The organism is Robertmurraya dakarensis, from assembly GCF_900156875.1.
Lineage (GTDB): Bacteria > Bacillota > Bacilli > Bacillales > Cytobacillaceae > Robertmurraya > Robertmurraya dakarensis.
Window position 1 is genome coordinate 3,559,374 of sequence record NZ_LT707409.1, and the last position, 23,446, is coordinate 3,582,819.

The 23,446-nt window shown below is 33.9% G+C and carries 25 protein-coding genes; 1 reads left to right on the forward strand and 24 read right to left on the reverse strand.

Going from position 1 to position 23,446, the window contains the following annotated elements; all coding sequences use genetic code 11:
- Positions 1–11: 11 nt before the first annotated feature.
- The 9 genes from rplI to CZ487_RS25745 all read right to left on the reverse strand — a co-directional run bounded on the left by rplI (position 12) and on the right by CZ487_RS25745 (position 8,366).
- Positions 12–461, reverse strand: coding sequence for a 50S ribosomal protein L9 (rplI, locus tag CZ487_RS25705; RefSeq protein WP_077215196.1), 450 nt, complete (start codon positions 459–461; stop codon positions 12–14).
- A complete protein-coding gene (locus CZ487_RS25710; RefSeq protein WP_077215197.1) occupies positions 458–2,431 on the reverse strand; it encodes a DHH family phosphoesterase in 1,974 nt (657 codons plus the stop codon). Before CZ487_RS25710 ends, rplI begins: the two co-directional genes overlap by 4 nt.
- A gap of 95 nt (positions 2,432–2,526) precedes the next feature.
- Positions 2,527–3,477 carry a YybS family protein gene (locus CZ487_RS25715; RefSeq protein ID WP_077215198.1) on the reverse strand — a complete coding sequence of 317 codons (951 nt, stop codon included), beginning with the start codon at positions 3,475–3,477 and terminating at the stop codon, positions 2,527–2,529.
- A 159-nt stretch (positions 3,478–3,636) separates the two neighbouring features.
- Positions 3,637–3,879: a 30S ribosomal protein S18 gene (rpsR, locus tag CZ487_RS25720; RefSeq protein WP_019157210.1), complete on the reverse strand. Its 243-nt coding sequence runs from the start codon at positions 3,877–3,879 to the stop codon at positions 3,637–3,639.
- 201 nt (positions 3,880–4,080) lie between these two features.
- Positions 4,081–6,033 (reverse strand): hypothetical protein, encoded by a 1,953-nt coding sequence (locus CZ487_RS25725; protein ID WP_077215199.1) that lies wholly within the window; start codon positions 6,031–6,033, stop codon positions 4,081–4,083.
- 3 nt (positions 6,034–6,036) lie between these two features.
- Positions 6,037–6,516, reverse strand: coding sequence for a Panacea domain-containing protein (locus CZ487_RS25730; protein ID WP_077215200.1), 480 nt, complete (start codon positions 6,514–6,516; stop codon positions 6,037–6,039).
- A gap of 280 nt (positions 6,517–6,796) precedes the next feature.
- On the reverse strand, positions 6,797–7,078 hold the full coding sequence (locus CZ487_RS25735) for a YhfM domain-containing protein (RefSeq protein WP_139339618.1): 282 nt from the start codon (positions 7,076–7,078) through the stop codon (positions 6,797–6,799).
- 340 nt (positions 7,079–7,418) lie between these two features.
- Positions 7,419–7,898 (reverse strand): hypothetical protein, encoded by a 480-nt coding sequence (locus CZ487_RS25740; RefSeq protein ID WP_077215202.1) that lies wholly within the window; start codon positions 7,896–7,898, stop codon positions 7,419–7,421.
- 129 nt (positions 7,899–8,027) lie between these two features.
- Positions 8,028–8,366 carry a hypothetical protein gene (locus tag CZ487_RS25745; RefSeq protein ID WP_077215203.1) on the reverse strand — a complete coding sequence of 113 codons (339 nt, stop codon included), beginning with the start codon at positions 8,364–8,366 and terminating at the stop codon, positions 8,028–8,030.
- Between the two features lie 261 nt (positions 8,367–8,627).
- Between CZ487_RS25745 and CZ487_RS25750 the strand changes: the two genes are divergently transcribed.
- Positions 8,628–9,092 (forward strand): hypothetical protein, encoded by a 465-nt coding sequence (locus CZ487_RS25750; protein WP_077215204.1) that lies wholly within the window; start codon positions 8,628–8,630, stop codon positions 9,090–9,092.
- A 120-nt stretch (positions 9,093–9,212) separates the two neighbouring features.
- On the opposite strand, the gene CZ487_RS25755 is transcribed toward CZ487_RS25750, so the two are convergent.
- The 15 genes from CZ487_RS25755 to CZ487_RS25825 form a co-directional block, all read right to left on the reverse strand.
- Complete coding sequence (locus CZ487_RS25755; RefSeq protein ID WP_077215205.1) at positions 9,213–9,956, reverse strand: hypothetical protein; 744 nt, start codon at positions 9,954–9,956, stop codon at positions 9,213–9,215.
- Between the two features lie 165 nt (positions 9,957–10,121).
- The gene (locus tag CZ487_RS25760; RefSeq protein ID WP_139339619.1) at positions 10,122–10,469 is read right to left on the reverse strand and encodes a hypothetical protein; all 348 of its coding nucleotides are present in this window, start codon (positions 10,467–10,469) and stop codon (positions 10,122–10,124) included.
- Positions 10,470–10,615: 146 nt separating this feature from the next.
- The gene (locus CZ487_RS25765) at positions 10,616–11,431 is read right to left on the reverse strand and encodes a lipid II flippase Amj family protein (protein WP_077215207.1); all 816 of its coding nucleotides are present in this window, start codon (positions 11,429–11,431) and stop codon (positions 10,616–10,618) included.
- 213 nt (positions 11,432–11,644) lie between these two features.
- Complete coding sequence (locus CZ487_RS25770) at positions 11,645–12,154, reverse strand: hypothetical protein (protein ID WP_077215208.1); 510 nt, start codon at positions 12,152–12,154, stop codon at positions 11,645–11,647.
- A gap of 126 nt (positions 12,155–12,280) precedes the next feature.
- On the reverse strand, positions 12,281–12,685 hold the full coding sequence (locus CZ487_RS25775; RefSeq protein WP_077215209.1) for a hypothetical protein: 405 nt from the start codon (positions 12,683–12,685) through the stop codon (positions 12,281–12,283).
- 138 nt (positions 12,686–12,823) lie between these two features.
- Entirely contained in the window at positions 12,824–13,147 is a 324-nt protein-coding gene (locus tag CZ487_RS25780) for a hypothetical protein (RefSeq protein ID WP_077215210.1), read from the reverse strand.
- A gap of 546 nt (positions 13,148–13,693) precedes the next feature.
- Positions 13,694–14,146 (reverse strand): hypothetical protein, encoded by a 453-nt coding sequence (locus CZ487_RS25785; protein WP_077215211.1) that lies wholly within the window; start codon positions 14,144–14,146, stop codon positions 13,694–13,696.
- Positions 14,136–15,740 carry a tyrosine-type recombinase/integrase gene (locus CZ487_RS25790; protein ID WP_077215212.1) on the reverse strand — a complete coding sequence of 535 codons (1,605 nt, stop codon included), beginning with the start codon at positions 15,738–15,740 and terminating at the stop codon, positions 14,136–14,138. The genes CZ487_RS25785 and CZ487_RS25790 overlap by 11 nt, the downstream gene beginning before the upstream one ends.
- Entirely contained in the window at positions 15,741–17,174 is a 1,434-nt protein-coding gene (locus CZ487_RS25795) for a tyrosine-type recombinase/integrase (RefSeq protein ID WP_077215213.1), read from the reverse strand.
- Positions 17,167–18,279 carry a tyrosine-type recombinase/integrase gene (locus CZ487_RS25800; RefSeq protein ID WP_077215214.1) on the reverse strand — a complete coding sequence of 371 codons (1,113 nt, stop codon included), beginning with the start codon at positions 18,277–18,279 and terminating at the stop codon, positions 17,167–17,169. The genes CZ487_RS25795 and CZ487_RS25800 overlap by 8 nt, the downstream gene beginning before the upstream one ends.
- A gap of 221 nt (positions 18,280–18,500) precedes the next feature.
- Positions 18,501–18,743, reverse strand: a complete 243-nt coding sequence (gene rpsR, locus CZ487_RS25805; RefSeq protein ID WP_019157210.1) for a 30S ribosomal protein S18 — start codon at positions 18,741–18,743, stop codon at positions 18,501–18,503.
- 324 nt (positions 18,744–19,067) lie between these two features.
- The gene (ssb, locus tag CZ487_RS25810) at positions 19,068–19,592 is read right to left on the reverse strand and encodes a single-stranded DNA-binding protein (RefSeq protein ID WP_077215215.1); all 525 of its coding nucleotides are present in this window, start codon (positions 19,590–19,592) and stop codon (positions 19,068–19,070) included.
- 70 nt (positions 19,593–19,662) lie between these two features.
- Positions 19,663–19,950: a 30S ribosomal protein S6 gene (gene rpsF / locus CZ487_RS25815; RefSeq protein ID WP_077215216.1), complete on the reverse strand. Its 288-nt coding sequence runs from the start codon at positions 19,948–19,950 to the stop codon at positions 19,663–19,665.
- Positions 19,951–20,209: 259 nt separating this feature from the next.
- Positions 20,210–21,310, reverse strand: a complete 1,101-nt coding sequence (gene ychF / locus CZ487_RS25820; protein ID WP_077215217.1) for a redox-regulated ATPase YchF — start codon at positions 21,308–21,310, stop codon at positions 20,210–20,212.
- A gap of 81 nt (positions 21,311–21,391) precedes the next feature.
- Entirely contained in the window at positions 21,392–23,413 is a 2,022-nt protein-coding gene (locus tag CZ487_RS25825) for a molybdopterin-dependent oxidoreductase (RefSeq protein ID WP_077215218.1), read from the reverse strand.
- Positions 23,414–23,446: the final 33 nt, after the last annotated feature.

Below are 23,446 nucleotides of genomic sequence, written 5' to 3' on the forward strand. Positions count from 1 at the left end.
ACTTCCATATATTAGTTTCCTTCTTTAACATGAACATTTAATGTAGCAGTAACTTCAGTATGAAGCTTCACCGGAACTTTTGTATATCCTAGTGCACGAATAGCATCCTCTAACTCAATCTTGCGTTTATCAATTTTAATTTTATGTGTTTTTTGAAGTGCGTCTGCAATCTGTTTGCTCGTAATAGAACCAAATAGGCGTCCGCCTTCACCAGACTTTGCTGTTAATTCTACCGTTAATTTTTCAACTTCTTCTTTTAATTTCTTAGCTTCTGCTAATTCTTCCTCTGCTTGCTTTTCTTCTTTTTTCTTTTGAGCATTAAGAGAACTTATATTTGCTTGGTTTGCTTCCACAGCCAAGCCTTGTTTGATTAAGAAGTTATGTGCATATCCATCTGCCACGTTTTTAACTTCGCCTTTTTTCCCTTTTCCCTTTACATCCTTTAAAAAAATTACTTTCATGATTTCTTTCTCCCTTCCATATAATCATCGATTACTTCTTGTAATCGCAGTTCTGCCTCATCTATTTCAGCGTCATGAATCTGAGTTGCTGCATTCGTCAAGTGTCCGCCGCCACCCAGACCTTCCATAATGACCTGAACATTGACATCTCCTAATGAGCGGGCGCTGATTCCAACCATATTTTCATTCCGTTTGGAAATAACAAAAGATGCAGTGACTCCATCCATCGTAAGGAGCGTATCAGCCGTTTGGGCGATTAAAACCTGATCAATAATTTGGTCGGGCTTACCCTTAGCGATTGCAATACCTTCTTTATAAAAATATACCGTCTCAATTAACTTAGCCCGCTTCAGGAATGTCTCAACATCTTCTTTTAAAAACTTCTGAACAAGTACCGTGTCAGCGCCTTGTCCACGGAGATATGAAGCAGCATCAAAGGTTCTAGCGCCCGTCCTTAATGTAAAACTCTTTGTGTCAACAATAATTCCTGCTAGCAATGAGGTTGCTTCCAGCATATTAATTTTTCCATTTTTAGGCTGATACTCTAAAAGCTCTGTAACAAGCTCAGCGGTCGAAGAAGCATACGGCTCCATATACACAAGTAATGGATTATCGACAAATTCCTCTGCTCTACGGTGGTGGTCAATGACAACAACATGATCGATCTTATTTAAGAGACTTTCCTCAATTACTAGAGACGGTTTATGTGTATCTACAACGACCAAAAGTGTATCTTCTGTTGCAATTTCTAATGCTTGTTCAGGCGTGATAAAACGTGAATATAAATCCTCATGTTTTTTTATTTCATCCATGAGCCGAGATACGCCAGTGTCTATCTCACTAGGATTGACAACAATATAGCCCTCACGTTGATTCAATTGAGCAATTTTTCGAATCCCAATCGCAGCACCGATTGCATCCATATCTGGATTTTTATGTCCCATGACAATTACTTTGTCACTTTCAATAATCAATTCTTTTAATGCATGTGAAATGACACGAGCGCGGACTCTTGTCCGCTTTTCGACTGGATTCGTTTTGCCGCCATAGAATTTCACTTTTCCATTTGTTTGTTTAATGGCAACTTGATCGCCGCCCCGTCCTAAAGCTAAATCCAAGCTTGATTGTGCCAACAGACCCAATTCAGGCAGCGATGAAACTCCTGTACCAACACCGACACTTAACGTAAGCGGGACATTTTGCTTAGAGGTCACTTCTCTAACATCATCTAGTATAGAGAACTTCCCTTTTTCTAATAGATGAAGGATATGTTCATTAAAAACAGCCACGAACCTTTCAGAAGAGACTCTTTTTAAAAATACTCCATTATCATTAGCCCATTTGTTCAAGGTTGAAGTAACAAGACTATTAAGACTGCTTCTAGCTTGGTCATCCATCCCTTGCGTTTGGTCATCATAGTTATCTAAAAAGATATAGGCAATAACCGTTCTTTCGTCCTCATATAATTTTTCAATCTCCGTTTGTTCGGTAACATCAAAAAAGTATAGAAGACGTTCCTCTGCACGATGAATCACTCTAAACTTTCGATCATGCAGTGTGATTGTTTCCGTTTCAACTTCTTGCTTAATGAGGGGAATTAATGATTCACCAACATCAAATAGGGATCTACCTATAATCGTATCCTCATCAAAGCATGAAGCTAAAAATGGATTTGTCCATTCAATGTAATAATCGTCATTGATCAGCATAATTCCGATCGGCATTTCCATTAAAGCTTCTTCCCCAACTTTTTTCACTCGGTAAGAAAGTGTGGAAATATAGTCTTCCATTTCTTTTCTTTGCCGAGATTCAATTAAGAAAAAGTAATAAAATGGGACAACCGCGATTAGAACGCCTGCTAAGCTAAACAACCAATGATAGGAAGCTAAGATTCCAAGCAGCACCACTGTTATGACGATCAATCCATAGATTGGATAGCGAATGGACCGTTTTTCTAAATATGAAGGCATTATGATTTTCAGCTCCCAAACAGTAGTGAAAAGTATAATCGGACACTATTAAATATTAGCTATTTTTAGGATACAACATTCGTCTTCCTTATGCTCTAACCTTTCGTTCTATCTTCTAACCTCTTCCTTAGATCAAATCCTAAATCAATTATACCTAATAACCTGACAATATAAAGAAATATCGGAATAAACAAAGTTAATACGGTTGCTAGAACTGGTATAAATGTCGAAAGTTTTTTTCGATGTGATAAGTAATAGATAAAAGATAACCCCTGCAACAGCATGAAAAATTGCAGGATGAAAGAAAGATTCATTAATGCAGTGAACCAATAACTGCCCTCTTCGGGATTTAGCATAAGTGAGATAAATAAAACGATTAGATAGTACCATAAAAGACTTTTAGGCAGTTTTAGTTCTCTAAATGGCATCCATTTCGGAACTTCTATCCCGAACCTTTTTATAATTGGAAATGACAGCAATTGAATAAAGAATACAATCATGAATGAAGCCATAACAAACAAGCTGGGAATCAGTACCTCTAACATTGCGATACTTGCTTGAAATTGTTCAAGCATAGCCTGGTCAGGACTCTGTCCAAGTGCCGACATCATTTCGGTTGATTGCTCAATTGATTCCTCCATCAACATCATGGACTCTTTAATAAAGTCTACCTTGAAAAAGGCAACAGAGACCGCATATTGCCCCACTAAACTAATTAAAAAGGCGATGCCTCCACCAATAAAGCCTGCTATTCTGCTTTTCTTTTCTCTTATAAAGTCTCCAATGACAATCCCCGTTAATCCATAGGCAATTGCTAAAGGAATGGATAACACCGTTCCGACAATTAAAGAGATCGCAATGGCTCCAATTAAGAATAAGACGGAGCTCTTCCGATTATTCTTTGCAGAAAACATGATAAAAGGGAGTGAAAGAAATAAATTCACAACCATTCCAAGTACCGGAACATAAATCGTAACTAATAGTAATACAGCAAAAATCGCTAATAATAATGCCCCTTCAGTAAGCCTGCGCGGGCTATTAACCATTCCCTCACCTCTTTGATTAAACATCCTAAATCATATTTTATCGATGATTTACATCATCTTCAACTTATATGTAATAATAACGGTTTCCCTAATATGAAGTCAGATTAACCCTTTTAAAAAAAAGACAGCTGGATTGAAATTCCAACTGTCTTTTTCATATTATTCGCCTGTTACGTATGGTAATAAAGCCATAGTACGTGCACGCTTAATAGCAACAGTTAATTTACGTTGGTATTTAGCATTTGTTCCAGTTACACGTCTTGGTAAAATCTTACCGCGTTCAGAGATGAATTTTTTTAGTAAATCTACATCTTTGTAGTCGATGTGAGTGATTCCGTTTGCTGTAAAGTAGCAAACTTTACGGCGCTTTGCACGTCCGCCTCTGCGTCCTCCACCTGCCATGTTATTTCCCTCCTCTGTAATGTAAATAATATACGTTCCGCTTATCCCTTATTAGAAAGGTAGTTATACCAACTCTAACGTGTGTAATCTTTGGTATTTATTGTTTTGAGAGCATATTACCCCAAATTATGAGTAATCTACCTTTTGTAGATTTCCTATAGACAATTCACAAAACTAAACTTACCGAGTACGGCATTATAATCAAAAATATAAAATTGTTTTAATAACACTAGTAACCTTTTTATTAATAGTAGTCATACCATATGATTTTGAAGCTGCATTTATCTTTTCTACCATATATAGCAATTCTTTGTCATTATTAAGGAACAGGATTTTTATTAACTCCTTTAATTCATCTTTATAACTTTTCCCAACCCTACCTAAAATTTGATAAGAAACTAAAAGAATTAACTTTTGAAGACAATGTAACTTTGAAAAATTATTAAAAGAATAGTGATAATATCCCAGATCAAAATCATTGTTTCTTCTCTCTAAAATTTTCTTAATAAAACCGCTAATTGCTTTAAGGTAATTTTTAATAGTAAAATGGCTCATACTTACTTTAATAATATAGCCTGTACATGCATAATGCCCTATTTCTATACTCTTATACAGGGAATGTAATATAATTTTAATTACACCTGTAACTGCCAACTCCTTAAAAATACCATTAGATGAATAGTCTTTAATCCCAGTAACTAAATCTGCAGAATAATTGTATCTATTTAAAATACTTGTTTCTTTAGTTAGTTTTTCTTTAACCTCATTTTCTAAGCCATCTGGATAGTGAACGTGACTATAATATTGATTCAATAATAGGTTCATAGACTCAGTTAAAAAACGTACATTATTTGTTTCAACAGACCAAATAAATAAGGATTCTAGTAACTGTAATTGTTTTTTAAGTAAAGAGCTATAGAAATTTTTAAATTGCTGGTCATTCTTTCCCTTAAAAATATCTAAAGAATTAAAAAGCCCAATTGATTTAGAAATCTGCTCTATTAGGTATGAATACTCAACAGTTTTTTCATCAGAAAACTCTTTTATTATTTCAAACAATGCAGTTTGATAACATCTTGCTAACTCTTGGTAGTAGTTATTAATCCAAACATACTCCTCAACTTGTAAATTTTCCAATTCAAACTTATAAAACTTCACAGGATTCAATCTAGAAAATTCTAGAAGAGATGTTTTTTGGATATTCGTAACGCCATTAGTTGAGGCCTCTCTTATTAATGTCTTGTAACTATATACAATAGTTTTATAGACTTCAATTAAATTATCCATATAATAAATCTTTTCTGATAAATCCTCTTCCAACTCAGTACTCTCAGTAACTCTAAAATCAAGGGAAAAGACCTTTTTGTAGAGTAAATCCTTTTCGGTTACACTAAGCAATCTTTTTAAATTTTTTTCCGAGGTTATGTCTATATATGTTGAAAAATAATCGTTACTTAAAGCAAAAAGATTTTTTAATTCATTTTCAATATTCGAGAAATTTTTCCTTGAAATTGCTGCAATGATTAATTGAAAATTAGATTCAATCAAATGATTATATTCCTCGAACAAGTGCTTATAACTAAATTCTTTCTTATTATCATTTAAGTACAAATATTTAATAAAATTATGAAGCTTTAATGTTTTTTTAAGTGTTTTTTTTGAAGAATATCTAATGTCCATATTCCTTAATAAATAATAAAAGTATACGATGAGTAGAAGGAAAGTTAGGAAACCTAATGAAAAGGTAATCTGAAATCTAATTACGGTATCACTATTAATTTGAGAAGATTTTGTTATATTTGATAGTTCTACACTGGTTGATATAGAATAGACTAGTGTTAATATTGATAATGATACCGTGTATAAAAAAAGTGTAATTATATTCGAGGTCTTCAAATTAGAATAGGATGCATCCTTTTTTTCTCTATACACGAAAGTAAAAATTGTAATAACGGCTGGTATGACAAACATGAAAATCCTTATAAAATAATCAAGAATTTTTTCATTAGGTTTAAGTATTTCAAAATTCCAAGCAAGATTATTACTATAAAACTGTAATGAAATTAATCCTAAAATTAAAATAAGGGTGATAAATTTCACCCAAGTTTTTCTATATAATATTTCAACTTTATAATAATGTCTTTTAGGATCCATATTCTACACCTGTCTATGCATTAATAATTCTTGTGGTGGATTTTTCCTGAAATAGTCAGCTATTGTTTCAGTGGAAATTATACTACTTTCTTTATTAAAGTACCATGAATTCAACCATGGACTTTCACTATGAGTCATGTCTACCAAAGTACCTGCCCTTAATTCTCCAAATTTCCTCCAAACTAATGCAACTATTCCCATTTCTTCTAACTCTAGATTAAAATCATCTTCTTCAACTTGAATATTGATATCTAAATCCCCAAAAACTTTGTAAGTATGGTAAACCTCTTTAATGACTGGACCATATTTCCATGCTTCGATATCCTCTTCAAACAAAGGTCTACCATTATTATTTAATGACAAAAAATACCCTTGACAGTAATATAACAATTTTTGGAGTTTTAGATTGGAAAGCTCTAATTGACGAGGGTCATGGTTTTTTAAAAAGATTAAAAATTTAGCAATATCTAATACATTTGCCATGGAATCAACTCCTCGCTTTAAAATATTTCCTATAATTAAATTTCGACAAAATTATAATAAAATCCTCTGTAAATTTACAGTTTATTCATCTCAGACTAACTAATTCTCTATAGATTGTCAAAAAAATTTGGGCATCTATTTTTTTCTAAAGTTTGTAAAGTAATATTTCTCTTTCCACTTTCAACATTTCACCATTTTTTAACAAACTACTTCGTTAGCAAAAAAAACGACTGCTCCTATTTCGCAATTGCCCCCGTTACTGAAAGAATAAAAAATTCGTTTATTCTTCAATTTGTTGCACCATTTCATTTATCTGCTTTATAGCAGAATTAGAAAAAGAAAAAAATGTTCTACTATCCTTTTCTTTAGCCATGACTACTACCTTTTCTTCCAACCAAAGAAGATAAGTCTCTTTGCCAATCTCTATTTTATAATCAGGATCTCTTCCAATCTGTCCTTGTTTTTGTTTAGCGCGATTAATTATTTTAACAAGAGAATTTATTATTTCTTTATCCTCAATTACAATCGAGGAGTTTTCTTTTTCCTCAAAATAATTTTCCATCTCATAAATATTAATCCTTTGAACATTCTGATTTCCATTAGAAGAACAAGCTGTAATCGCAATAATAATAAAAATAATATAGATATATTTAAAGAACAATTTTTTAATTTTAATGAACCCCCTCTTTTTTAAGATTGCAAAGATTATATCATATATTTAATCTTCTTAAAGTAACCTGCTCCGATAGTAAAGAAAGCGAATACACTGTTCAGCATTCAGCGTTAGTTCAATGTTTTATTAGACTTTTTTTTACTTCAAGGATTTCTTTTTGCAGTTCAAATATCTCTTCTTCAATTTGGAGATAAGCTCTACTGAAAGCTCTACGTTTTGCATATAGCTCTTAAAGTTTCTTTTTTTTCATAATTTCAGTTAAGTTCTCATTTTGTGCTTTAGTGGTAGGCAATTCAGCAGGTGGGGACAAATGTTTATAATCTAATATTTCAATTTTGAACCCATGATTACATTTCAGCTTATTAAGCTTATCGCTGTCACAAGAAGGGGATATTCTTACCTTAACTAAATCTTCTTTATTGTTATCAAGATTTTTTGAAGGAATTTTGATTCTTACGGAAAGATCATAAGAATGATTGTCATTGTAAGATATATCAACAATCCTTTTCCATTCCCAGCCAAAAAGAGTATCCTGCCCATACTCTTTTATTACTCTTTTATCAATACTTGGGAATACAATATCTGAAATAATATCCTCTATTGTGACATACAGATCTTCAGCTTTTGGAACAGTTTCAGCTTTAACAGTTTGTAAAGGAATAAAAGTAGAAAATAAAATCCCAAATAGGAATATGCATATCTTAACCATCAAGATTCACCTCATATTACATATTTACTCTTATTCTTCGCAATTTTTTAATCCTTATTAACCTTTCCCTACTCCATTAAAAGCAACTGTTCCTGCTGAAGAATCGCATCCGTTAGTGAAAAATAGCATTTATTTATTTTGAATATCTTCAAGATACCTTAATGCTTCCTCAACATCATATGTTTTTAGTTTTAGTTTCTTTAAAACCGCACTGTTGTCTTCGAAGATTAAAATCGCGGGTACTTTTTCTATTTCATATTTTGGATATTTTTCTTGAGCAGTTTTTAAATTAAATAAATGCTGATATTGGATAACGGGATTGCCTATATAACCCGCAAATTTTTCACTGATATTTTCCTCGCCAGAAACAACGATAATTGAATAAGTTTCTTCCTGTTTGTCTGCGGAACAAGCTGAAAGCATAATTAGAAACAAAAGTAATAATAAAATAATTTTTAAATACTTCACTAAATTCCTCCCCCGCCCCCAACCTACTTCGATAGTTGAACAATTATTATATTTTAATCTTAACATTGATTTCTTTTAATTTGGAAAAAGAAACGTTCCTGCTTATGACATAAACGCTACTTGTTACTTTAATAAGCAAAAAGGCTGCCGAAACAGATACTGAACTTCATCTCTTGCCCCTGAATTTGAATAAGAAAATAATTAATACTAAAAATAAAATTGTTCATTCACATAATAAACAGCATGAAATGGAGGCAAAAAATGAAAAAATTTATAAGTTTGGTAATAACTTGTTTTATAATTTTTATTCTCACGGGATTTGATAAGCAACAAAATTTGAACATAATTAGTATTAAAATTAATGTAAAAGAAAATATCCTCAGATATGAAGTATTATTAAAAACAGATGACGGTTCACCGATTAGAAGTTATTTTGATTATCCGGGGGAGAGAATACAGGGGTTCGAATTAGCTGTTTTACCCAACAAACCATTAGCACAACTTATGGAGCTTGACGATAAAAATTCAAAGTTTACAAAGATGCGTCCACAAACAATAGGAACATCATCTCTTTCCAAAAATGATGGACTCCTTTTATTTAATGAATATATTATTAAAAAAGGTTCCGATACGAATAGAGTTGAAAAACTAGCAAGGGATGAGGCAACTTTATTTATTTTTGATGGTGCTAACAAAATAATAGAACAACCAATTTCAAGGCAATAAGGAAATTAACCCTTTTTGCCTTATTTAATTCTTTTCTAATAAATTGCAAATTGAATTATCTTCCCCTTTACTTCAATAAAAAAAGCTATACTCCTTCTTGAAGAATAGCTCCCCGATTTTTTATAACATAGAGTTAGCAATTTTAAGTAAATCATCTACTGTAATCTTTTTTTCTGTTCTTCTACTTATACCGATCGAGTACTTTAAATTTTTATGTTGAAAGATTAGTTGCTGTGCTGGACCAAAATTCGGTTGGTACAATGCCTTTGCTCCGTTCTTCAATGTATAAAATTTATCATATCTTCCTCCAAATCCTTCTAAACTAACATCATTAGGTACAACACTTATCTGAAGTAATCCGTTTATATTTTCATTTCGATATCTTAGCATCAATTCATCTTTATATACATATCCGTTTACATGTGTAATATCAAAGGGAAATTCTGAAGGTACTAATATTTTATTTTGAAATTTAGCTTCATATTCATTAACAACTTTTGATTCATTCATAAGTGGATTGGATCCATCATAAACAACCCGTATATTTGTTATTTTTTCTTTATTAGAAGTGATTTCCCAAATAAAAGCTATTCTTTCTGGCTCATTTTCTCCATCATCGAAATAAGTAATGGATACTTTAACATTTTCTTTAGGTGAGGATAATTTCATAAATCCCCTAATTGGTGTATTTTCTCTTATTTCAGGAATTTTAACATTTGAAGATACATATGACTTTGCCAGTTTATCATTATTTTTGACTAGGGCTAATATAAAATTATTCACCACTTCGTTGCTACTAGAGGTTGCTAATACCGATTGAGTAGTAAAAAGCAATCCTATTAGTATAACCAATACTTTTTTCATTTTTCATCACCAATCTTAGATTTCCCAAAAACACAAATATTATTTCTTGTTATATTCTACATCCCGCGCTTTACACTTCATTAAAAAAGCACTTCTCCTTCTTGAAGAAATGCTCCCTGTTTGTTAATAACAAACATATAAAGTAAGTCATAAATATAACGAAAACTAACGATTCTTTATATTTAACAAAGATATGAAAGTAATAAGGTACATTAAAGGTACGATTATATACCATTGAAGGATATTATTTGTCGCATATATTAAATATATTGCACCAAACAAAGCCATAAAAGAAGAAGCTAAAATCAACCATTTCTCCCCTCTGAATAATGCACCTAATGTTGTCATAGAAGGGATAATTATAGATGACCCTACTGGCAATGTGTAATCAAACGCACGCCTAAAGGGTGAATCATTGAAAATAAAATAATAAAAAATTGCAAAGAAAACAATACCAAGAATAGCAGAGAAAAGGCCTAATAAAAAAGCACCTCTATTTGTCTTATACATCAATCAGCACATCTCCCCTTAATGTTTCTGTCATAATATTATTTTTTCCTCCATAAATGAGTTTATTAAATTATTTGACTAACCTGCTCTATACTGCAATAAGGGAAGAGCCATTCTCCTTCTGATGAATATCACCAGTTGAATAACGTTTACACAATGAACTTTGTAAACCAAGCTATGTATCTTGCTCCCCATATAAACAACAATTGAGCAAATAATGTGCCAAATAACCTTGAAGTGACCATCATTATTGACATGCTTTTTAGCTTATTGTAACTTCCTCTTTGATTAACAACATCGTCCGCAATTACAGATATTTTGGGGTCAATGAAGATAACCAAAAGTATCGTTGCTATGCCATTTATTAAACCTGATGCCATAATAGCAGTTGAGGCTCTTTCGGGAGCTAATAAAGCAGCATATAGTGCAGATAATACACCAATTGTATATATTGCTGTTATTATCATATTTACAAAAAAGAGTTTAATTGGAATATCCTTAACCTTAATATCTTGGAAGTATGAAAATTTAGGTAGATTAAAATGTGTTATGCCACGCTTTATGTACTGTAAAGAAAATATCCTTTTCATTAAGGAAGGAACAGAGCCTTTCTCCTCTGATAAATGAATGATTGCCCTTGAAAATAAAGCTATAAAAGTAGGAAGTAGAATTATGCCAAATACTGTTCCAATCGTTGATGCGCCAATGAGAATTCGAAATTGAGTTTCCACAAACTCCAAAGCATTTTCTTTTGGAGCAGTATCAATTAGACTACCAGTGAAAGGTTGTTGCATCATATTTGCTAACCTTGAAACGATAACCATTATATTAAATAGAGATAAAGCTGATGCTATCATCTTTACTCTTGCACCTGATAACCTCACAGCATAAGCTAGTGTTTCTATCGAATGGATAATAAAGATAAACAATCCTATAAATAATAATTTTTCAGTTAAGAATTCCATTCAGTAACCTTCTTTTTAATTTGAGTATATACCCTAATTTTACCATATTCTTCATTTTTCTTCTTGCACTATTCTGCCAGTTAGTAAAATAGCGACTGCTCATATTGAACAATCGCACCCGTTAGTTCAAGTTTTAATTTGGCTTTTTTTCTGCTTCAAGAATTTCTTTTTGTAGTTCAAATATCTCTTCTTCAATTTGGAAGTAAGCTCTACTTAAAGCACTCGTTTTGCATATAGCTCTTCAAGTTTCTCTTTTTTTATAATTTTAGTTAGGTACTCATTTTGTGCTTTAGAGGTAGTAGTCAATTCATCAGATGGGGACAAATGTTTATAATCTAATATTTCAATTTTGAACCCATGATTACATTTTAGCTTATTAAGCTTATCGCTATCACAAGATGGGGATATTCTTACCTCTACTATATCTTCTTTATTATTATCAAGATTTCTAGAATGAATATCAATTCTTACAGAAACATCATAGGAATGATTGTCATTGTATGTTATACCAACAATCCCTTTCATTTCCCAGCCAAAAAGAGTATCCTGCCCATACTCTTTTATTACCCTTTTATCAATAGTTGGGAATACAATGTCTGAAATAATATCCTCTGTTGTGACATACAGGTCTTCTGCTTTTGGAACAGTTTCAGCTTTAACAGTTTGTAAAGGAGTAAATGTAGAAAATAAAATCCCTAAAAGCAATATGTATCTCTTAACCATCAAAATTCACCTCATATTTACATTTACTCCTTATTCTTTGCAATTTGTTAATCCTTATTAACCTTTGCTTACTCCATTAAAAGCAACTGTTCCTATTGAAGAATCGCCCACGTTAGTGAATTTTTGTTACTCTTTAATAAAGCTATCGATTAGTATATAACCCACTATTATAGTACCTCCGTGTCTGAAAATGATGTTCGTATGAACAAGAAACTCTGGTATAGGATATGAAAATGGGAAATACCAATAAAATACGAAATATAGGATTGGTAAACCAATAAATAATAATTTTTGAAAATTTATTTTCCACTTTCCTGCTTTTTTCTTTTCTTTTAAGAGTTTGGGTAGTCCAAGATATATCCCAATAGGAATATAAGTTAACGTTGCATATATGGACCAAGGTACAAGTTTGTAGGTGTCCTGTTGGATTCCTTGAAAATAAGAATAAATCTCACCTGAAAAAATTAACAAAATAATAAATCCAACAGCATAAGTAAGGTATTTTGCTGAAACCTTCCAACTAAACCCCATATTTTTCTCCTCCTCTCTATTTGTAATATCGGAATTATTAGAATATTCCCTTCGATCTTTTACTAATCTCCCGTTAGTAAAAAGGCAACTGCTTACTTATTTCGCGATCGCCCCACACCTATAAAATTGATTTGATTATTATGTTTTAAAAAAATTAATATTTTGAGCTATTTCCTCAAGTATTTCTTTATGCGAGTTTATATTCCAAATAATAAAAATTGTAAAGCTTGTAATATATAAAGCAATTATCCATTTTACATGTTTTTTTGATTTCAAACGAGAATCTAATAATCCAAATAATGCCGCAGTAAACACCAAAAAGATTAAAATACTTGCATACCATAGTTCCTTTGCGTGGTTAATATCCAACATGACCATAGCGATGTTTATTGAATTATATTCATTAACATGCTCACTGTATATTTCCTTCTTTTTAACAAATCCCTCTTCAAGACTAAACATATTCGTGTTTTCATCCAAATGATAAGCATAACCAGATAAATTGAAGTTAGTAAAAATTGAAAAAACCAATAGTGCTATCATCAAAGAAATAATTACCGCACACAGAATCCTTCGCTTATCAAATTTTAGAATAAATATCTCCTCCTTATTACCATTATTTTACCATCACTTTTATATCCCTTGTTAAACAATCCTGCCACAATAGTTGAAGAAGGAACAGCTTGTTCAACTATCGCACTCTTTAGCTATTTAGATTAGTTACTGACAGGTATTTCAAGAATCGTTTCATCAGGGTTAAGTACATATTCCCACACTTTTCCGTCTTCACCTTTATAAAAAATAGGAATACATAATAGCTTTATCTTGAATGATGTTAATAAATAAAAAAATTGACTACCTAAAAGATAATCAATTAATTTGCATTTTAAAAAGCAATAGTTCTATATGTATTTCCGGCTGCTTTTTTTCTATCTCTTAAAGCAACAGGTTCATCTTCCTAAATAATAATAAATTCTAGTTTATCCATTCCATAAGAGGTTTCAAACGTCACGAACGATTACTACTTTTCATCTCAACGATTTTAAGTTCAGCCTGAGAATACAATTTCTCCTCCAAATCCGCAAGTCTTTCTTTCAATCTAGTATTTTCTTTAGTGAGAGTTATGTTTTGCTCTAGAATCTTTTTCTTATCCTCTATAAGCTCCTTATTCTTCTCTCTAAGCCGTTCCAAACGTTCAGATTGAGTTGTGCCTTTTGATTTGGTTTTATTTCCCTTAGATGCCTTTAAATCGTTTTGAAGGGAACTCACTTCATCGATCATTGCTTTTAAATCAGGACGGTTTGTCGAGATTGTCTTTCGTGATATATTAGCCATTTTAGAAACACTACTTATGCTTATTGGTAAGTTTCTATTCTTTAATATTTCAAGTGCTTCTTTGACTTTTTCTGTAGTTCTGAGCCTGTTTATCTCTGCCAACGTTAGATTATTCTTATTCGTCATATTTTGAACCTGCCACTTGTTCTAATGATTCTTGGAATTCTTTTTGTGCCAATTTTTCTTGGAGGTCGAAGACATACTTTTCTAGCTGCCCTTTTTGATAACGAAGTTTAGTAGAGTATATACTTCTATCATTGCTGGTTTTATTTAACTCTTCGTTAACCTTTTCGAGCCTTCGTTCGTAAATCGGTAGATGATTGGAGGATGCTAGGAAGTTGTTACATCCTAAACACACACCGTCTTGAGCGCAAGGTTCTCCGCGCATCGGATGGTGTAAACATATTCCGTGAGGTAAAAGCTCAATTTTTAGGCTCCTTCGCATTTTATCTACTTGATCAATGGTTTTACCTTTAAACGGATTATCGTCGCCTTCAATCGATGCCAGTACAGTTTTATTAGTTGTGCTAACTGAAACATCACCAGAAAGAATTCCCTTAATTACCTCTTGTTTTTCTTCCGAAGTATGGTCATATGTTTCTGTCATCATAATTGATGCATGACCTAACATTTCAGCAACATCATGTATTTTCATTCCACCTTTTAATGCATAGGTAGTAAATATATGTCTGAAATAGTGCTGTGTTAGCTTTAGTTTGTTTCCATACTCATCCTTTAAATCATGCTTTTTGATAAAGGGGTTTAACCTGTTTTTACCCCAATTTGAATAATCAGCTATTTGAATAGGAACTTTGTTTTTAACTCTATCTAAGAAGAGATAAGGTTGGCCGATTTGCTTTCTAAAAGGTTCTGAATGCTTTTCTAAAGCTTTTATTGTTTTAACAACAATTTCATTCGCAGGCCTCGTAACCCAAATAAGCTCCTTCTTTGTTTTCCAAGTTCGGAAGGTGATCTGGGCTTCTCCGTTAATAACACTTAAACGATTTGCTTCCATTAGGACAAGCTCACTGATCCGAAGTCCTAATTGGGTTGAGATTAGAATTCCTGCCGATACAAGTACATCCTCACCCTTTTCAATTTGTTTTAGCGCCAAATTTATTAGATTACTGACGATTTCAGCTTCAGGCAATACTTTGTTTGTTTTACCTAACTTCGTACCTTCTTTAATTCTATTATTTCTAATGATCAACTCATCGTAAATACTATTTACTTTAACTGTATTTCGAGGGACATCCCACCCCCTTTGACTACCTCGGATTAACAATTCTTTAACCACTTGTGCTGATTTTTTAACACTTACTGGACTAAGACGTGTCCCTTTATTGCTTTTGGCATTTAAGAGATACTCAAAAAACTCACGAACTGTATTATTAGAAAAGTCCTGAAAGGATTGAATATTAGGGTTCTCTTTCAAATAATCCCTAAGCTGTTTAAATGATGCATATTTTCGTTTGACGGAGTTAAAAACAATCATTATTAATTCTGATAGGATATACCTTTTTACTGTAACTTTAACTGATTGCCACTCATTAAAAGAATTGAAGTCTATTCGGAATTTAGCATCATTCCAGTGAGGGGCATCAACCAAACCTTTAAAGTCCCATATATCTTCTGTAAATTTACTATTACCACAACGCCATTCAGTTTCTGGCTTTGAGGGGTCGTAATCAACAATGGGTATATTCTTTTTAATTGCCACTTAATGATCTCCCTTCTTGGAGGGCTGCAAACGACTTATAATGTCTTCTAGAGCCTTTTCAGTCTCAAAAAGATGGTATTCACTACCCATTAAGTCTTCTGCCAGATACCGTTCTTTATCCGCCCTTATACGTTCTAAATGAACCTTATGAATATCAAGAAATTCAGGTGTAGTAATAAACTTAGGACAGAATAGACAGGCATTAGGTTTCTTGCAATCAATAACCTTTGTATTAATTGGCTTTGCACAAACACCATCTGGAAGTTGTGCCATTAAACGTTTTTCAGAATCAAGTTGTTTTCCTTCTTCATCAACAATATTTTCGATGCTTTGTTTGATGACACCTATAAAGCCAACCTTCTTATACTCTTTGGTTAATCTGTCGTTTCGAACTTTGGCATATAACCTAGTGGAGTGCATGGACTCATGCCCTAAATACTGCATTACTTCGAAAGCACTCATCCCATTATTTAAAAGATCAGTTCCTATTTGATGACGAAAGTTATGAAATGTCAGTACTGCTAATTTACCATTAGAATCCTTAATATCAAACTTCTTAATAAACTTATTCCTTAACCAATCTCTCGCAGTGTTTTGATCAAGTATCTTATAGCTGTTTTTAAAGATTAAATTATAATAGAACAGTTTATTGCTGTTTAAATCAACCCGAAGATCTTTTGTAGTTTGACTAAGATAATCAATTGCTACTGCTACTTCTTTACTCACTGGAATAAACCTTTCGGTTTCATTTTTTGGACTTACTACCTCTAGCAAATACTTCTTCATTAAGTCTCTATTTAAGCAATCACTATTGAGATTTAGAGCCTCTGTAAGCCGAATTCCAGTATGCCTAATTACAGTAATTAATACCCACAATACAACATCATTTAAGTTTTCTAAAACCGGATTTATTGTTGATTTCCACTGGCGGAGTGAAGAATCAATTGAATCCATTACAACATCATCGATCAACATACTTTTTAGTGTATCTTCTGTTTGAAGAGTACGTTGTTCTGTACCGTCAAAGACTTCAAATGCAGGGAATCCCTCCCATTCAAACATTTGACCATGCTTTATGTGATGCTTTAAAGATGCAATTATTACAGATCTTGTCGATGGACTATCTACGTTTGCTAAAAGATAGTGAACAAAGCCTTCAATAAGCTCATATGAGATATCCTTAAACGTAGCAAGTTCAATATCATAGCTCTCCAAGAAATCAAAAAATACCATTAGAGAATAGTTGTATCTGTTTAATGTAGAGAGTTTTAATCTACCTATTGTAATGTTTTCCTTTGCAATTTTCTTAATCGTCTCCTTAAACCATTCATTTGGTAAATATTCAAAAACGAATGAGTAATCATGTAAGTCATCACTAGAAGGTAGTATCCATGTATCTTTTTTCATATCAATTAGAGGAAGTACGTTATCCATCGGACACCACACCTTCCTTTCTTGCTAGATATCTTTCATGGGCCTTAATTAAAGTATCTATTGAAGGTTTAGCATACTTAGCAGTAGTCTCAATGCTTCCATGTCCTAAACGTTCCTTTATGATATTCACATCAACCCCAAGGTCTTGTAATTCGGAAGCATGAGTATGTCTAAGCGCATGAGGTGTTAATCGGATTTGTTTTAGTTCACTTGCCACTTCAATTTCATTTAAAACCCCTTCAACGGTTACTCTTCCAACTGGATTTCCAAAATTAGCCCTAGAGTGGGAAACGAAAATATAATCGACACCTTCCTTTTCAGGGCGATGATACAAAATATAATCATCTATCTCTTGCAATAACGTAGAAGAGACCGGGGTTGTTCTTTCCCCTGTTTTAAGTTGCCTATCGGGTGGTTCATTATCTCGTTCGATAAGATAAATGTTTCCTGTTTTTTCTGTTGGATCAGGATAGTCAAAATCAGCAATTCTTAGATGTAGAAGTTCAGATACCCTATAACCTGTTTCATATAGAAATTTAAACATCAACCTATTACGAAATTTTAAGGACTCATTCTCATTCCACAGAGACTCTATTGTTTCGTAACACTTATCCACTGCATCAGGAAACAACCTTTTCTTATCTATTTTCTTTTTGTGCTTCCTCTTAAAGTAATTGTGAAGATTTTTATCCCAATTTTTAGTGATATGTCTAAAGTACCCTCTTCTTTGGGTAGGTCTAAAGCCTTCTACTTTAACTAATGGAGATTCTTCTACAAAACCCCCTAAAGCTTCAAAATGTCTGTAGAAGGAGCTTAGAGTAGCTAAATACCTTGAAAGGGTGGGAGGCGATACTCTTCCACTTATACTCCTACTATCAATGAACTCAATGAAACTTGGTATATGTTTTGGCCTTACCTCATAGAACAGCAGCCCTTCCTGGGTAAGCCACAAATAAAACACCTTTAGATCATTTAAATAGCCTCTAACAGTATTGGGTGACATCCCCTTTTGTTCCAACGTATTTGTAAAATCTAAAACCTCTGGAATAATTCTCATATTAGAATCTACTAATACTAAGGAAGATAGGGTTTTCTCAACTTTCATTTCATCCCCCTAACCACCAAATATGGGGGGTACTCCCCTTTTGGTTAGATTTACATATTATTCAAATTATAGCATATTAATTCCATAGGAACTGTATCAAGACCTAGATTACTCATATAAAAAGCAATTGGATAAACCTATTAGATTTAAGGCAAATTGTCATATATGCATAAAAAAAAAGCAGTAGGAGAATTATCTCCAAACTGCTTTTTATCATACCATTATTCTCCTGTTACATATGGTAACAATGCCATAGTACGCGCACGCTTAATAGCAACAGTTAATTTACGTTGGTATTTAGCGTTTGTTCCAGTAACACGACGAGGTAAAATCTTACCACGTTCTGAGATGAATTTTTTTAGTAAATCTACATCTTTATAATCGATGTGAGTGATACCGTTTGCTGTAAAATAGCAAACCTTACGACGTTTAGCACGTCCACCTCTACGACCTCCACCTGCCATTTAAATTACCTCCCTTTCCAAAAAGATTTTTAATATAATTCACCGATACCCGTTTTTTTAACAAAAAAATCTACCCTATAGAGATTGAGCCGAAAGAAAGGAAAATGTCCCCTCTTTAAAAGATTTACACATTACACATATCATAATATGTAAATCCTAGTGGCTATACTGATTATTTAAGATTACTCATATAAGTAACAGAGTTTGAATAATCCACCTAAAACCATTAATCACTTATTATAGATTACTCACCTGTAAACTAGGTTGAAGTCCTATTATATAAGAGTTTTTAAGTGTTTTTAAGATTACTCATCTTAATACTTGCTAAAATGGTAAATCATCATCAGAGATGTCGATCTGACCGCCACCTGCAAATGGATCCTCATCTACACGGGTAAAGCCTTGGTTGTTATTATTGTTATTGTTATTGTTGTTGTTATTGCGATATGGTTGATTCTGATTATTCCCGAATGGATTAGCTTGTTCTCTTCCACCGCCAAAACCGCCGCCACTATTACCTGAAGACGCATTTTTCGGTTCAAGGAACTGTACACTTTCAGCTACAACTTCTGTAATGTATACACGCTTACCATCTTGTCCTTCAAAATTACGCGTTTGAATGCGCCCATCCACACCTGCAAGGCTTCCCTTTTTAAGAAAGTTAGCCACGTTTTCAGCAGGACGACGCCAAACCACACAATTGATAAAGTCAGCTTCTCTTTCACCTTGTTGATTTGAAAAACTCCGGTTTACAGCAAGGGTAAATGAAGCAACAGGAACACCATTTGGTGTGTATCGCAATTCAGGATCTTTCGTTAATCGACCGACTAGAACTACACGATTCATCATCAGAATCAACCCCTTTCTCCCACTAGCTGTTTCACGTGAAACAACCAGTTAAAAGTGCTATATAAAAAAATTATTTTTCATCTTTAATTACGATATGACGAATGATGTCTTCGCTAATTTTAGCTAGACGAGTAAATTCTTCAACAGCAGCTGCATCAGCATTAACCTTTACAAGCTGGTAATAGCCATCACGGAAATCATTGATTTCATATGCTAAACGACGCTTACCCCACTCTTTAGATTCAGCTACTTCCGCACCATTATCTTTTAAGATGCCATCAAAGCGTTCAACAAGTGCTTTTTTAGCTTCATCTTCAATATTTGGGCGGATGATGTACATAATTTCGTACGATCTCATCACGTTCACCTCCTTTTGGACTAACGGCCCTTAAATGGGCAAGGAGCAATATTCATTACTCACAAGAAGAAATTATAGCACAGTAAAAATCAATTAGCAAGAGCTAGAAAAACACTCTATTATTTCAACAGAGTGTTTTTTAAAAAATCAGCCCTAGCAGATCGGTGGTCCTTGGAATGTGCCTTTATTGTAATCAGAATAACAGCACGTGGAAAGGTTCAGCGATCTGCGAGTTTGACAGCGAAACAAATCAAAAAGCCTAAACGTTAAAACGGAAGTGAATGATATCGCCATCTTGGACGATATAATCTTTTCCTTCTAGTCGTACCTTCCCAGCTTCTTTAGCAGCAACCATGTTGCCAGCTGCCAATAAGTCATCATAAGAAACCGTTTCAGCACGGATAAAGCCTCTTTCAAAATCTGAGTGAATGATCCCTGCACACTGTGGTGCTTTCATTCCTTTGCGGAACGTCCATGCACGCACTTCCTGTACACCAGCAGTAAAATAAGTGGCTAGTCCAAGTAAATAATAAGCTGCACGAATCAACTGGTCTAATCCAGACTCCTCAATGCCAAGCTCTTCAAGGAACATTGCTTTTTCTTCCCCTTCAAGCTCTGCTATTTCAGACTCTATCTTTGCGCAAATGACAATAACTTCAGCATTATCCTTCTCAGCAAACTCTCTAACCTTTTGAACGTATTCATTAGAGGAAGGATCTGCTACATCATCTTCTCCAACATTTGCTACGTATAGAACTGGCTTAATCGTAAGAAGATGCATCCCTTTGGCAATTTTCTTTTGTTCATCCGAAAACTCAACTGTACGTGCAGGTTTTTCTGCTTCAAAGGCATCTTTAAGCATTTCGAGTACTTCTAGTTCTGCCATTGCTTCTTTATCTTTTTGCTTAGCCATTTTCCCCACACGGGCAATCCGCTTCTCAACAGATTCTAAATCAGCTAAAATAAGCTCTAAATTAATGACTTCGATATCATCAATTGGATCGACTTTACCGGATACATGCGTAATATTTTCATCCTCAAAGCAGCGTACAACTTGGCAAATTGCATCCACTTCTCGAATATTGGCTAAGAATTTATTTCCTAACCCTTCACCTTTACTGGCACCTTTTACGATCCCTGCTATATCTGTAAACTCAAATGTTGTTGGAACTGTTTTTTTGGGCTGTACTAACTCAGTAAGCTTTGTTAAACGTTCATCAGGCACTTCTACAATCCCTACATTAGGATCAATGGTACAGAACGGATAGTTCGCAGACTCCGCTCCTGCCTGTGTTATTGCATTAAATAAAGTAGACTTCCCAACGTTTGGCAATCCTACTATTCCGGCTGTTAAGGCCATCCATAGTCACTCCTCGTGTCCAATATCTATTAAAACTTATCCTATTTCACTATTATAATCAAGGTGTTCCTGAACACAAACCTAATTGTTAATATGAGACTTTGCAGCTTTGATGTTAACAAGACAATCATAAAGTGTACTTCCCAGCCCATTATCAGATAGTGAGCTTGAAGTAAGCTTGTTTACAGCTCCTCCAAATTTGGCAGGTACTCCTTCATCAATATTAATAATCTTTGCATGAACACCATGTTCTAGAATAGAAATATATCCGCTGATCTCTCCACGTTCATTCCAAACAACAGCATAGTCTCCATTCTTCAAATTCTCTTTGTCAGCAATATCCTTTGAGATTTCAATTTTCACCTTTGGTTCACTTTTGAACAAATGATAATGCTGAGAATGATTAGACCTTAAGGGATGAATCGTTAAAAGCTGATAAGGGAAGTTTTTGGCCAATTCCGGGTTCGTCCATTCTGATTCCTTTGGCAAAGAGAAAGATAATTTTCCATCATATCCCCTTTGCTTTGCAGCCGATGATGTGAACTCATACTTCCCGCTTGGCGTTTTGAATCTATAATCACTCCAAGGAATGTCTTCTACTTTTAGCTCTAGATGACCAAATTCCTTTAACTTTTCATAAGTAATCCCTTGATCTCTTAGAGATTGCAATCCCATCTTGATCCATTGCTCTCTCGTATAATCGAAATCATCACCAAAACCTAGACGTCTAGCCAATTCTGTCCAAATCCACAAATCAGACTTTGCTTCTCCAGGAGGATCAACAAGTTTTGGGCCATAATTTACATAATGATGATACATAGAAGAATAATAAACATCTTCTTCCTCAAAAACAGTTGTCGTCGGTAATACATAATCAGCAAGCTCAGCAGTATCCGTCATATACTGATCGATGACGACTACCGTATCGACAGAATGAAAAGCTCTCTTTACTTCATTTGTGTTTGGCACCTGCGTTAAAGGGTTTCCGCAAGTAACAATCATCATCTTAATTGCAGGATCCTCTGCGGTAAGGATGCTTTTTGCTTGCTCCATCATGGTAAATTGGCGGTGATTTTTTCTTTTTTCAGGCAAGGACAGCAAAGAGGTTGAAAAACTTTTCCCCACCTGCTTATTAGCAAAATTAGCTCCGCCTCCAGTAATCCCCACGTTGCCGCTAATGGCTGCAAGTGCATCAATCCAGCGAATTGTATTCCCTCCATTATGGTAACGCTGCATTCCTAAACCAAGATATGTTGAAGTAGGACGGTCACCATAAATTTTAGCCAACTCTGTAATATCAATAATTGAAACCTCTGTTAACTCACTAATACGTTCAAGTGTGATCGTATCTAGCAGCTCTACCACATCTTCAAACCCAATAGAATGGTGGGCAATAAAATCTCTGTCCTCCAAATTCATTCTTAACATTTCCTTCATGATCCCGGCTGCCAGCAAACCATCCATTCCTGGTTTTATCGTTATATGTTGATGGGCTATTTTAGCTGTAGCATTGTAGATAGGATCAATCACAATTAGCTTTGTCCCTCGTCTTTTCGCCTGCTGTAATTGTTGAAAAAGATGCATATTCGTTCTAGCTGCATTTCGGCCCCAAACAATCACATTTTTACTATTTACAATATCATGTGGGGAATGACTGTTGGCGTCCCCAAAATCCCAAGATTGCGCTTCAATACCTGAACCCCAGCAAATAGAACCGATTAATTCTGTCACACCGCCAAAACAATTAAAAAACCGCTGGTCAAGATTTTTCAATAGTCCACCATTTGCATAGTCATGACTATGCAAAACCGATGTAGATCCAAACTCATTCTTATATTGATATAGTTTATTAGAAATTTCATCAAGGGCTTGTTCCCATGATATTCTCTTAAACTCGCCATCTAGCTTTTTTAAAGGAAACTGCAAACGATCAGGAGAATTTGTCCGTTCTGCAAGCATTCTGCCTCGCCCGCAAATTTTCCCTTTTGTTATGGGATGATCAGGGTTTCCATCAATTTTTGAAACTTTTCCATTTTCAACTTCTACCTTAAAACCGCAATTATCCCAGCAGTTTAAAGAGCATGATGATAGGTGAACACTCAATCTTCTCCCCTCCCATTTTTATAACTTATAAAG